General features: G+C 59.6%; 11 protein-coding genes. 6 read left to right on the top strand and 5 right to left on the bottom strand.

The features are described 5' to 3' along the window. Positions 1-16: 16 nt before the first annotated feature. Entirely contained in the window at positions 17-298 is a 282-nt protein-coding gene (locus NTD84_RS02390) for a cold shock domain-containing protein (RefSeq protein WP_262163258.1), read from the bottom strand. Between the two features lie 225 nt (positions 299-523). Between NTD84_RS02390 and clpS the strand changes: the two genes are divergently transcribed. Together clpS and clpA are read left to right on the top strand one after the other, a co-directional pair. Beyond that, complete coding sequence (gene clpS / locus NTD84_RS02385) at positions 524-907, top strand: ATP-dependent Clp protease adapter ClpS (RefSeq protein ID WP_034146919.1); 384 nt, start codon at positions 524-526, stop codon at positions 905-907. A 30-nt stretch (positions 908-937) separates the two neighbouring features. Beyond that, entirely contained in the window at positions 938-3,208 is a 2,271-nt protein-coding gene (clpA, locus tag NTD84_RS02380; protein ID WP_214377208.1) for an ATP-dependent Clp protease ATP-binding subunit ClpA, read from the top strand. 237 nt (positions 3,209-3,445) lie between these two features. On the opposite strand, the gene infA is transcribed toward clpA, so the two are convergent. The 4 genes from infA to trxB form a co-directional block, all read right to left on the bottom strand. Then, positions 3,446-3,664: a translation initiation factor IF-1 gene (infA, locus tag NTD84_RS02375; RefSeq protein WP_002553999.1), complete on the bottom strand. Its 219-nt coding sequence runs from the start codon at positions 3,662-3,664 to the stop codon at positions 3,446-3,448. A 100-nt stretch (positions 3,665-3,764) separates the two neighbouring features. After that, entirely contained in the window at positions 3,765-4,472 is a 708-nt protein-coding gene (locus NTD84_RS02370) for an arginyltransferase (protein WP_262163253.1), read from the bottom strand. 56 nt (positions 4,473-4,528) lie between these two features. Then, positions 4,529-5,209 (bottom strand): leucyl/phenylalanyl-tRNA--protein transferase, encoded by a 681-nt coding sequence (aat, locus tag NTD84_RS02365; RefSeq protein WP_262163252.1) that lies wholly within the window; start codon positions 5,207-5,209, stop codon positions 4,529-4,531. A 64-nt stretch (positions 5,210-5,273) separates the two neighbouring features. Continuing rightward, complete coding sequence (trxB, locus tag NTD84_RS02360) at positions 5,274-6,233, bottom strand: thioredoxin-disulfide reductase (protein WP_262163251.1); 960 nt, start codon at positions 6,231-6,233, stop codon at positions 5,274-5,276. 307 nt (positions 6,234-6,540) lie between these two features. Here trxB and NTD84_RS02355 point away from each other — a divergent pair, with 307 nt between their 5' ends. The 4 genes from NTD84_RS02355 to crcB all read left to right on the top strand — a co-directional run bounded on the left by NTD84_RS02355 (position 6,541) and on the right by crcB (position 11,481). Continuing rightward, positions 6,541-8,952, top strand: coding sequence for a DNA translocase FtsK (locus tag NTD84_RS02355; RefSeq protein ID WP_262163249.1), 2,412 nt, complete (start codon positions 6,541-6,543; stop codon positions 8,950-8,952). Positions 8,953-9,014: 62 nt separating this feature from the next. Further along, positions 9,015-9,638: an outer membrane lipoprotein chaperone LolA gene (gene lolA, locus NTD84_RS02350; RefSeq protein WP_262163248.1), complete on the top strand. Its 624-nt coding sequence runs from the start codon at positions 9,015-9,017 to the stop codon at positions 9,636-9,638. A gap of 146 nt (positions 9,639-9,784) precedes the next feature. After that, entirely contained in the window at positions 9,785-11,107 is a 1,323-nt protein-coding gene (locus NTD84_RS02345; RefSeq protein ID WP_262163247.1) for a replication-associated recombination protein A, read from the top strand. Then, complete coding sequence (gene crcB, locus NTD84_RS02340) at positions 11,107-11,481, top strand: fluoride efflux transporter CrcB (RefSeq protein ID WP_027614675.1); 375 nt, start codon at positions 11,107-11,109, stop codon at positions 11,479-11,481. Before NTD84_RS02345 ends, crcB begins: the two co-directional genes overlap by 1 nt. The last annotated feature ends 10 nt before the right edge of the window (positions 11,482-11,491 follow it).

Below are 11,491 nucleotides of genomic sequence, written 5' to 3'. Positions count from 1 at the left end.
TGGATGACAGGTGGCATCAGTGCGAAACGGTTTCCTGCGGGATGACAGCGACAGGCTGTTCGTGCTCGGTCGGCGCAGCCTTGATCTTGACTGCATGCAGCCCCTTGGGGCCCTGAACGATCTCGAAACTGACGAGTTGCCCGGCTTTGAGGGTTTTGTACCCGTCCATCTCGATGGCCGAGTAGTGGGTGAATAAATCGATGGGAAGACCTTTTTCGTCTCGACCTTCCGGGGCGTCGGTGTTAATGAAACCGAAGCCCTTCGCATTGTTGAACCACTTCACCTTGCCGACTGCCATGCTCATATCCCTCTGCAACAGACTCCATCACTGGAGTATCATCCAGTACATCCGCAGTCGAATCCTGTAAATAAGATTGACTCCGCGGACCTTTTTTACCCACTGTGGGCTCTATTGGTTGTAACACCGTTTTGCCGATAGTCAAGGTGACCCGGCAGACGGAGTTGAAATCGTTGCAAGCCGTCCCCACTACTGTATTCGCACAACTGACGAACCTTTCTTTCCATGCATGCAATCAGCCAGATTCGACTAACATTCAATCAGGATCGCCCGACTCTCCAAAAAGATCATCCGGAGGAACACGACGACGATTCCGCAGGCATTGCTGTTCAGGAGGCGAAGCCTGCTCTACAGGCGCCGCCGATGTACAAGGTGGTTTTGTTCAATGATGACTACACACCGATGGATTTCGTCGTCGAAGTGCTCGAGGTGTTTTTTAACCTGAATCGCGAGCTGGCGACCAAGGTCATGCTGGCCGTTCACACAGAAGGACGGGCAGTATGTGGAGTGTTTACCCGCGACATTGCCGAGACCAAGGCCATGCAGGTCAACCAGTACGCCAGGGAAAGCCAGCATCCGCTACTCTGTGAAATCGAGAAGGACGGTTAATCGCCGACCACTTGGGTATGAGGTGAAGCTATGTTAAACCGCGAGCTCGAAGTCACCCTCAATCTTGCCTTCAAGGAGGCCCGTTCGAAACGTCATGAGTTCATGACCGTCGAACATCTCCTGCTGGCCCTATTGGACAATGAGGCTGCCGCCACCGTTTTGCGTGCCTGCGGCGCAAACCTCGACAAACTCAAGCATGACCTGCAGGAGTTCATCGACTCCACCACGCCGTTGATCCCCGTTCATGACGAGGATCGCGAGACCCAACCCACTCTGGGCTTCCAGCGTGTCCTGCAGCGTGCTGTTTTCCACGTACAGAGCTCGGGCAAACGCGAAGTGACTGGCGCCAACGTGCTGGTTGCGATCTTCAGTGAGCAAGAAAGTCAGGCAGTGTTCCTGCTGAAACAGCAGAGCGTTGCACGCATCGATGTCGTCAATTACATCGCGCATGGCATTTCCAAAGTGCCAGGGCATGGCGATCACTCTGAAGGTGAGCAAGATATGCAGGACGACGAGGGCGGTGAGTCTTCTTCTTCAGGCAATCCTCTGGATGCTTATGCCAGCAACCTCAACGAACTCGCGCGCCAGGGTCGTATCGATCCGTTGGTCGGCCGTGAGCTCGAAGTCGAGCGTGTCGCGCAGATCCTCGCGCGCCGCCGCAAAAACAATCCGCTGCTGGTGGGCGAGGCAGGCGTGGGCAAGACCGCGATTGCCGAAGGTCTGGCCAAGCGTATTGTCGACAACCAGGTGCCGGACCTGCTGGCCAACAGCGTGGTGTATTCCCTTGATCTGGGCGCCTTGCTGGCCGGGACCAAATACCGCGGCGATTTCGAGAAGCGCTTCAAGGCGTTGCTCAATGAACTGAAAAAACGCCCGCAGGCGATCCTGTTCATCGACGAGATCCACACCATCATCGGTGCGGGTGCCGCGTCCGGTGGCGTCATGGATGCCTCGAACCTGCTCAAGCCACTGCTGTCGTCCGGTGATATCCGTTGCATCGGTTCGACCACGTTCCAGGAGTTCCGCGGGATCTTCGAGAAGGACCGTGCCTTGGCACGCCGCTTCCAGAAGGTCGATGTGTCGGAGCCTTCGGTCGAGGACACCATCGGTATCCTGCGCGGCCTGAAAGGGCGTTTCGAGCTCCATCACAATATCGAATACAGTGATGAAGCCCTGCGCGCCGCTGCCGAACTGGCCTCGCGTTACATCAATGACCGGCACATGCCGGACAAGGCGATCGACGTCATCGACGAGGCGGGCGCCTACCAGCGTCTGCAGCCGATCGAGAAGCGCGTGAAACGCATCGAAGTACCTCAAGTCGAGGACATCGTTGCGAAAATTGCGCGGATTCCGCCAAAGCACGTCACCAGCTCCGACAAAGAGTTGCTGCGTAACCTTGAGCGTGACCTGAAGCTGACGGTATTTGGCCAGGATGCCGCGATCGACTCGCTGTCGACCGCGATCAAACTGTCCCGTGCCGGCCTGAAGTCGCCTGACAAGCCAGTCGGTTCGTTCCTGTTCGCAGGGCCGACCGGTGTCGGTAAGACCGAAGCGGCTCGTCAGCTGGCCAAGGCGCTGGGTATCGAGCTGGTTCGCTTCGACATGTCCGAGTACATGGAGCGCCACACCGTATCGCGTCTGATCGGTGCGCCTCCGGGCTATGTCGGGTTCGATCAGGGCGGCCTGCTGACCGAAGCCATCACCAAGCAGCCTCACTGCGTGCTGTTGCTCGATGAAATCGAGAAGGCGCATCCGGAAGTCTTCAACCTGCTGCTGCAGGTCATGGACCACGGTACGTTGACCGATAACAACGGGCGCAAGGCGGACTTCCGTAACGTGATCGTCATCATGACGACCAACGCCGGTGCCGAAACGGCAGCGCGTGCTTCGATCGGTTTCACCCATCAGGACCATTCGTCCGATGCGATGGAAGTGATCAAGAAGAGCTTCACGCCGGAGTTCCGCAACCGTCTGGACACCATTATCCAGTTTGGTCGCCTCAGTCATGAGGTCATCAAAAGCGTGGTGGACAAGTTCCTTACCGAGCTTCAGGCGCAGCTGGAAGACAAGCGCGTACAGCTGGAAGTGACCGACGCGGCGCGCAGCTGGCTGGCGGCGGGTGGCTACGATTCGGCAATGGGTGCCCGGCCGATGGCGCGTTTGATCCAGGACAAGATCAAGCGTCCGCTGGCGGAAGAGATTCTCTTTGGCGAACTGGCCGACCATGGTGGTGTGGTGCACATCGATCTGAAGGATGGCGAGCTGACCTTCGAGTTCGAAACCACGGCAGAAATGGCCTGACGTTAACCGCGACAAAGCAAAAGGCGCCGAGAGGCGCCTTTTTGCTGTCTGCCAGAAGTAAACCGATCACCGTGGGAGCGGGCTTGCTCGCGAAGACAGCGGCACACGCATCTCGGATGCAAGCCGGCCCACCGCATGCGCGAGCAGGCCCACTCCCCAGTGGGTCGGTGTTGGCCGATCAAATCGCAGACAAACAAAAACGCCCGGCATAAAGCCGGGCGTCTTGTATTGACTTGATTAGCGAGCGCGGTAAGTGATGCGCCCTTTGCTCAAGTCATAGGGCGTCAGCTCGACGCGCACTTTGTCGCCGGTAAGAATACGAATGTAGTTCTTGCGCATCTTGCCGGAGATATGCGCGGTTACGACGTGCCCATTTTCCAACTCCACGCGAAACATGGTGTTGGGCAGGGTGTCGACGACAGTGCCTTCCATTTCGAAGCTGTCTTCTTTCGACATGCAGTAAAGCCCTCGGTGTCCAATGAATGGCCCGGTGCAACTGCGCCAGGCAAAAGCGGCGTGCATTGTGCCCGAAAAATGGGGTTTAAGCCAAGGGGTTCTAGTTCAGGATGACCCAGCGCTGATTAATCAGCAGTTCGATGGGGCGATATTGGGTCTTGTAGCTCATCTTTTTGCAGTTTTTGATCCAGTAGCCCAGGTAGACCGCCTCCAGCCGCAGCCGCTGGGCCTCGGCGATCTGCCAGAGGATCGCGTAGCGTCCCAGGCTGCGACGCTCTGCAGAGGGTTCGTAGAAGGTGTAGACCGCCGACAGACCGTTGGGCAGCAAGTCGGTGACGGCGACAGCCAGCAGTTGGCCGTCGAGGCGAAATTCGTAGAAACGGGAAAACGGCAGATCGCGCACCAGGAACGTCGAGAACTGGTCACGACTCGGTGGGTACATGTCGCCGTCGGCATGCCGCTGTTCGATGTAGCGCTGATACAGCTCGAAGTATTCTTCGCTGAATTTGGGCTTGGCCGGGCGTACCTGCAGGTCGGCGTTGCGCTTGAAGATGCGTTTCTGCTGACGGTTGGGGGTGAATTGCGCCACCGGGATGCGCGCCGGCACGCACGCATTGCAGTTCTGGCAATGAGGGCGGTACAGATGATCGCCGCTGCGACGGAAACCCATTTCAGACAGGTCTGCATAGACGTGCACATCCATGGGCTGACTAGGGTCGAGAAACAGGGTCGTGGCCTGCTCCTCGGGCAGATAACTGCAAGAGTGGGGCTGAGTGGCATAAAACTTCAAACGCGCCAACTCGGTCATGATCAACCCTCGGGATAAGCTTTGAATTAAGTGTAAGCCACGCGCGCAAAAGTCGCTCAGCAAACCCAGGTGGCACCGCTGGGTTGATCCAGATGCTGCGCGAGGTAACGGGCAAACTCGCGACGAGGAATGGCCCGAGCGCCCAGACTGTGCAAGTGGTCGGTGGGCATCTGGCAATCGATCAGCACGAAACCCGAGTCTTTCAGATGTTGGACCAGGGTGGCAAAGCCAAATTTTGAGGCGTTGTCGGCGCGACTGAACATGGACTCGCCGAAAAACAGCTGCCCCATCGCCAAACCATACAGGCCGCCGACCAGCAGGCCGTCGTCCCAGACTTCCACCGAATGGGCGTAGCCGCGCCTGTGCAGTTCGAGGTAGGCGTCCTGCATCGCTTCGGTAATCCAGGTGCCGTCGGCGTAATCCCTGGGCGCGGCGCACGCGCGAATCACTGCGGCAAAATCCTGATCGAAGGTCACCTGATATCGCTGCTGGCGCAGCAATTTGTTCAGGCTGCGCGAAACGTGCAGTTCGTCGGGAAACAACACGGTGCGCGGATCCGGCGACCACCAGAGAATCGGCTGGCCTTCCGAGAACCACGGGAAGCAGCCGTGGCGATAAGCCTGAATCAGACGATCGGCGGACAGATCGCCGCCCGCAGCCAGCAGTCCGTTCGGATCGCGCATGGCTTTTTCCAGCGGCGGGAAGGTCAGGGTGTTGCGTTGTAACCAAGTCAGCATGGCATCCGGGCTTACAGAAGGGGAGGGCAGTGGCGGGCGGGTGGGCCCACCGTGAAGTTTGCCGTCAAACGGTCGGAATGTCGTCGAGGTATTTTTCGGCGTCCAGTGCGGCCATGCAACCGGCCCCGGCGGAGGTGACGGCCTGGCGATAAACATGATCGGCCACGTCGCCGGCGGCGAACACTCCAGGGATCTCGGTGGCGGTGACATTGCCTTCACTGCCGCCTCGGACCCGCAGATAACCGTCGTGCATCTCCAGCTGGCCGACGAACAGATCAGTATTGGGTTTGTGACCGATGGCGATGAACACGCCGGTCAGCGGCAACTCGGTGGTCTCACCGGTCTGGCTGTCGCGCAGACGGGCGCCGGTCACGCCGCTGGCATCGCCCAGCACCTCGTCGAGCTGCTGGTTCCAGTGCAGGCGGATATTGCCGTTGGCAGCCTTTTCGAACAGTTTGTCCTGAAGGATTTTCTCCGAGCGTAATTTGTCGCGGCGGTGAATCAGGTGTACTTCCTTGGCGATGTTCGACAAGTACAGCGCTTCTTCTACGGCGGCATTACCGCCACCGACAACGGCGACTACCTGATTGCGATAGAAGAACCCGTCACAGGTCGCGCAAGCCGAAACGCCTTTGCCGGCGAAAGCTTCTTCCGAGGGCAGGCCCAGGTATTGCGCCGAGGCGCCCGTCGCAATAATCAATGCATCGCAGGTGTAAGTACCGCTGTCGCCGGTAAGTTCGAGCGGGCGCTGTTGCAACTTGGCCGTATGGATGTGGTCGTAAACGATCTCGGTGTCAAAGCGCTCGGCGTGTTTTTGCATGCGTTCCATCAACGCCGGACCCGTCAGGCCTTCGACGTCACCGGGCCAGTTGTCGACTTCGACGGTGGTGGTGAGCTGGCCACCTGCCTGTATGCCGGTAATGACCACGGGTTTGAGGTTGGCGCGGGCGGCATAAACCGCTGCGCTGTAACCGGCAGGGCCGGAACCCAGAATGATCAGGCGGCTATGCTTGGATTCGCTCATAAAACACCTCATAAGCCTTTGTCACAAAAGAGAATGCATGCTCAAATTGGATCGTATGAAGCGGGTTGTTGGCTATGCTGCATCCAAGCGTCTCAAACATGGCATCGACCGAACAAACCCGTACAATGCGTGCTCGTCACAGTGTTTGTAACAAAATAAGCATTACGCGCCGTGTTTATAAAACCCGGAGCGCAGTGTTAAAAGTAGTCTCAGTTGCGCCTGTTAACTTTTTTACCTGCCTGGATTGGGCAGTTTTTTATAGTCATTCAACAGATGGACGCGCCATAGGCGCAGGAAAAGTAGCGTTTTGAAGAAATCCACCGCAGCACCTAAACCAGCCGTCGTTCCACTCTGGCGCCAGCATCTGCACTACCGACTCAAGGAAGGTGCATTGATCGCCATTGGCGCCTTGTGCCTGTTCCTGATGATGGCCTTGCTGACCTATGGCAAGGACGATCCGGGCTGGAGCCACAACAGCAAGATCGACGATGTGCAGAACTTCGGCGGTCCGGCCGGCTCGTACAGCGCCGACATCCTGTTCATGGTCTTGGGTTACTTCGCGTATATCTTTCCGCTGTTGCTGGCAATCAAGGCCTACCAGATCTTCCGCCAACGCCACGAGCCGTGGCAGTGGAGCGGCTGGCTGTTTTCCTGGCGCCTGATCGGCCTGGTGTTCCTGGTACTGTCCGGCGCGGCACTTGCGCATATCCATTTTCATGCTGCGACCGGTTTGCCGGCCGGCGCGGGCGGCGCGTTGGGCGAAAGCCTGGGCGACCTGGCAAAGAACGCACTCAATATCCAGGGCAGCACGCTGTTGTTCATTGCCCTGTTCCTGTTCGGCCTGACGGTGTTCACCGACCTATCGTGGTTCAAGGTGATGGACGTCACCGGCAAGATCACCCTCGACCTGTTCGAACTGTTCCAGGGCGCGGCCAATCGCTGGTGGGCCGCCCGGGTCGAGCGCAAGCAGCTGGTTGCGCAATTGCGTGAAGTCGACGATCGCGTGCATGACGTGGTCGCGCCGACGGTCACCGACAAGCGCGAGCAGGCCAAGGTCAAGGAACGCCTGATCGAGCGCGAGCAGGCCCTGAGCAAGCACATGTCGGAGCGCGAGAAGCAGGTGCCGCCAGTGATTGCCCCCGCGCCGCCGAAACCCGCCGCGCCGAGCAAACGCGTGGAAAAAGAGAAGCAGGCGCCGCTGTTCGTCGACAGCGCCGTCGAAGGCACCTTGCCGCCGATCTCGATTCTCGACCCCGCGGAAAAGAAACAACTCAATTACTCGCCCGAATCTTTGGCTGCGGTCGGCCACTTGCTGGAAATCAAGCTCAAGGAATTCGGCGTTGAAGTCTCGGTGGATTCGATCCACCCAGGCCCGGTGATTACCCGTTACGAAATCCAGCCCGCCGCCGGTGTAAAAGTCAGCCGCATCGCCAACCTGGCGAAAGACCTCGCGCGTTCGCTGGCCGTGACCAGCGTGCGGGTGGTGGAAGTGATTCCGGGCAAGACCACCGTCGGTATCGAGATTCCTAACGAAGACCGGCAGATCGTGCGCTTCTCCGAGGTGCTGTCGACCCCGGAATACGACAACTTCAAATCCCCCGTCACCTTGGCCCTGGGCCATGACATCGGCGGCAAGCCGGTCATCACCGATCTGGCGAAAATGCCGCACCTGCTGGTGGCCGGTACGACCGGTTCCGGTAAGTCGGTCGGTGTGAACGCGATGATCCTGTCGATCCTGTTCAAGTCCGGCCCGGAAGACGCCAAGCTGATCATGATCGACCCGAAGATGCTTGAACTGTCGATCTACGAAGGCATCCCGCACCTGCTGTGCCCGGTCGTCACCGACATGAAGGACGCGGCCAACGCCCTGCGCTGGAGCGTGGCGGAGATGGAGCGTCGCTACAAGCTGATGGCGAAGATGGGCGTGCGCAACCTGTCCGGCTTCAACGCCAAGGTCAAGGAAGCCCAGGACGCCGGCACACCGCTGAGCGATCCGCTGTACAAACGCGAAAGCATTCACGACGAAGCGCCGCTGCTGACCAAGCTGCCGACCATTGTCGTGGTCGTCGACGAATTTGCCGACATGATGATGATCGTCGGCAAGAAGGTGGAGGAGCTGATCGCCCGTATCGCCCAGAAGGCCCGTGCTGCGGGTATTCACTTGATCCTTGCGACCCAGCGTCCGTCGGTGGACGTGATCACCGGCCTGATCAAGGCGAACATCCCGACGCGCATGGCGTTCCAGGTATCGAGCAAGATCGACTCGCGGACCATCATCGACCAGGGCGGCGCCGAGCAACTGCTGGGCCACGGTGACATGCTCTACATGCCGCCGGGCACCAGCCTGCCGATCCGCGTCCATGGCGCGTTCGTCTCCGACGACGAGGTGCACCGGGTCGTCGAGGCGTGGAAACTTCGCGGCGCGCCGGAGTATAACGACGACATCCTCAACGGTGTCGAAGAGGCGGGCAGTGGCTTTGAAGGCAGCAGTGGCGGTGGCGACGGCGACGATCCCGAAGCTGATGCGCTCTACGACGAAGCGGTGCAGTTCGTACTGGAAAGCCGTCGCGCGTCCATCTCCGCGGTCCAGCGCAAGCTGAAAATCGGCTACAACCGCGCCGCGCGCATGATCGAGGCCATGGAAATGGCCGGGGTCGTGACGTCCATGAATACCAATGGTTCGCGTGAAGTCCTGGCGCCTGGCCCGGTACGCGACTGATTTGTTTGAAGGGTGGCGCCTGGCGCGTCACCCGAATTCCCATGAATGTTAAGAGGACTCCCATGCGTCTTATCCGCATGCTGTTGCTGCCGGTACTGGCTTTGACCACGCTCTCGGCCCACGCCGATGACAAGGACGTGGCGCGTCTGACCCAACTCCTGGAAAAATCCCAGACCCTGACCGCGCGTTTCTCCCAGCTGACCCTCGATGGCAGCGGTACTCAGTTGCAGGAAACCGCCGGTGAAATGTCCCTGCAGCGTCCGGGCCTGTTCTACTGGCACACCGACGCACCGGCCGAGCAGGTCGTGGTCTCCGACGGCAAGAGAGTCACGCTGTGGGACCCGGACCTGGAACAGGCCACCATCAAGACCCTCGACCTGCGCCTGAGCCAGACCCCGGCATTGCTGCTGTCCGGCGACGTCTCCAAGATCAGCCAGAGCTTCGCCATCAGTGCCAAGGAAGCCGGCGGCGTGATCGACTTCACCTTGAAGCCGAAGACCAAGGACACCCTGTTCGACAGCCTGCGCCTGTCGTTCCGCAATGGCCTGGTCAACGACATGCAACTGATCGACAGTGTCGGCCAGCGCACCAACATTCTGTTTACCGGTGTGAAGGCCAACGAGCCGATCCCGGCGTCCAAGTTCAAGTTCGACATCCCTAAAGGGGCGGACGTGATCCAGGAATAAAACGCCAAACCCTGTAGGAGCGAGCTTGCTCGCGATGAACTCAATGACACCGCTGGGTGTCAGGCTGCCAGCGTTATCGTTGGCGTTCATCGCGAGCAAGCTCGCTCCTACAGGGGGGTGTTCACAGTGAGGTTTCAGACGTAGTGATGGACCTGTTTCGCAGCGCCCCGATCGCTCAACCCTTGGCCGCCCGCTTGCGTGCAACCAATCTGGACGAGTATGTCGGTCAGGAACATCTGCTCGCTCGCGGCAAGCCTTTGCGCGAGGCGCTGGAGCAGGGTGCCTTGCATTCGATGATTTTCTGGGGCCCGCCGGGCGTGGGCAAAACCACCCTGGCGCGGTTGCTCGCGGAAGTCTCGGATGCGCACTTCGAAACGGTTTCGGCGGTGCTGGCCGGGGTGAAGGAAATTCGCCAGGCGGTGGAAATCGCCAAACAACAGGCCGGGCAGTATGGCAAGCGCACCATTCTGTTCGTCGATGAAGTGCACCGTTTCAACAAATCGCAGCAGGATGCGTTCCTGCCCTATGTGGAAGACGGCACGCTGATTTTCATCGGCGCGACCACCGAAAACCCCTCGTTCGAACTCAACAACGCCTTGCTTTCCCGGGCCCGCGTCTACGTGCTGAAAAGCCTCGACGAAGCGGCCCTGCGCAAATTGGTGCACCGCGCCCTGACCGAAGAGCGTGGCTTGGGTAAGCGGCAGCTGACCCTCAGCGATGAAGGTTTCCAGATGCTGTTGTCCGCCGCCGATGGTGACGGCCGGCGTCTGCTCAACCTGCTGGAAAACGCCTCGGACCTTGCCGAAGACAACAGCGAGATCGGCGTCGACCTGCTGCAAAGCCTGCTCGGCGACACCCGTCGTCGTTTCGACAAGGGTGGCGAAGCGTTCTACGACCAGATTTCCGCGCTGCATAAATCGGTGCGCGGCTCCAACCCCGACGGCGCGTTGTACTGGTTCGCGCGGATGATCGACGGCGGTTGCGATCCGCTGTACCTGGCCCGGCGCGTGGTGCGCATGGCCAGCGAAGACATCGGCAACGCCGACCCGCGCGCACTGAGCCTGTGCCTCGCGGCGTGGGAAGTGCAGGAGCGCCTCGGCAGCCCGGAAGGCGAGTTGGCGGTGGCCCAGGCCATCACCTACCTGGCCTGCGCGCCGAAAAGCAACGCGGTGTACATGGGCTTCAAGGCTGCGATGCGCAGCGCCACCGAACACGGTTCGCTGGAAGTGCCGCTGCACCTGCGCAACGCGCCGACCAAGCTGATGAAGCAGCTCGGTTACGGCGACGAATACCGATATGCCCACGATGAGCCGGACGCCTACGCCGCCGGCGAAGACTACTTCCCCGAAGAGCTTGAGCCGCAGCCGTTCTACCAGCCGGTGCCCCGTGGCCTGGAGCTGAAGATCGGCGAGAAGCTCAATCACCTCGCGCAACTTGACCGTCTCAGCCCCCGGCAGCGGAGAAAATAGTGCTTCCATTGATCGTTGCGGTCTCCGTCGGCGGGATCGCCGGCACGCTGTTGCGCTTTGCCACCGGCAACTGGGTCAACGCTAATTGGCCGCGGCACTTCTATACCGCGACGCTGGCCGTTAATATCGTCGGCTGTTTGCTGATCGGCGTTCTATACGGTCTGTTTTTGATACGCCCGGAAGTACCGATCGAGGTGCGTGCCGGGTTGATGGTCGGCTTCCTCGGGGGGCTGACGACTTTTTCATCCTTTTCACTGGATACGGTGCGCCTGCTGGAAAGCGGGCAAGTGCCGCTGGCCCTGGGCTATGCTGCCATCAGCGTATTCGGCGGGCTGCTCGCCACCTGGGCTGGCCTGTCCTTGACCAAACTTTGATAACGAGAGA

The organism is Pseudomonas sp. 14P_8.1_Bac3 (assembly GCF_025466085.1).
Classification (GTDB): Bacteria; Pseudomonadota; Gammaproteobacteria; order Pseudomonadales; family Pseudomonadaceae; genus Aquipseudomonas.
The sequence above is the reverse complement of the archived record's forward strand: the minus strand, read 5'-3'. Positions and strand labels throughout refer to the sequence as shown.

Excerpts from the sequence above, each read along its gene's own strand:
- NTD84_RS02390 (WP_262163258.1), bottom strand. The coding sequence starts at position 298 with ATGGCAGTCGGCAAGGTGAAGTGGTTCAACAATGCGAAGGGCTTCGGT.
- infA (WP_002553999.1), bottom strand. The coding sequence starts at position 3,664 with ATGTCGAAAGAAGACAGCTTCGAAATGGAAGGCACTGTCGTCGACACC.
- aat (WP_262163252.1), bottom strand. The coding sequence starts at position 5,209 with ATGCTGACTTGGTTACAACGCAACACCCTGACCTTCCCGCCGCTGGAA.
- clpS (WP_034146919.1), top strand. The coding sequence starts at position 524 with ATGCATGCAATCAGCCAGATTCGACTAACATTCAATCAGGATCGCCCG.
- NTD84_RS02370 (WP_262163253.1), bottom strand. The coding sequence starts at position 4,472 with ATGACCGAGTTGGCGCGTTTGAAGTTTTATGCCACTCAGCCCCACTCT.
- NTD84_RS02345 (WP_262163247.1), top strand. The coding sequence starts at position 9,785 with ATGGACCTGTTTCGCAGCGCCCCGATCGCTCAACCCTTGGCCGCCCGC.
- trxB (WP_262163251.1), bottom strand. The coding sequence starts at position 6,233 with ATGAGCGAATCCAAGCATAGCCGCCTGATCATTCTGGGTTCCGGCCCT.
- clpA (WP_214377208.1), top strand. The coding sequence starts at position 938 with ATGTTAAACCGCGAGCTCGAAGTCACCCTCAATCTTGCCTTCAAGGAG.
- lolA (WP_262163248.1), top strand. The coding sequence starts at position 9,015 with ATGCGTCTTATCCGCATGCTGTTGCTGCCGGTACTGGCTTTGACCACG.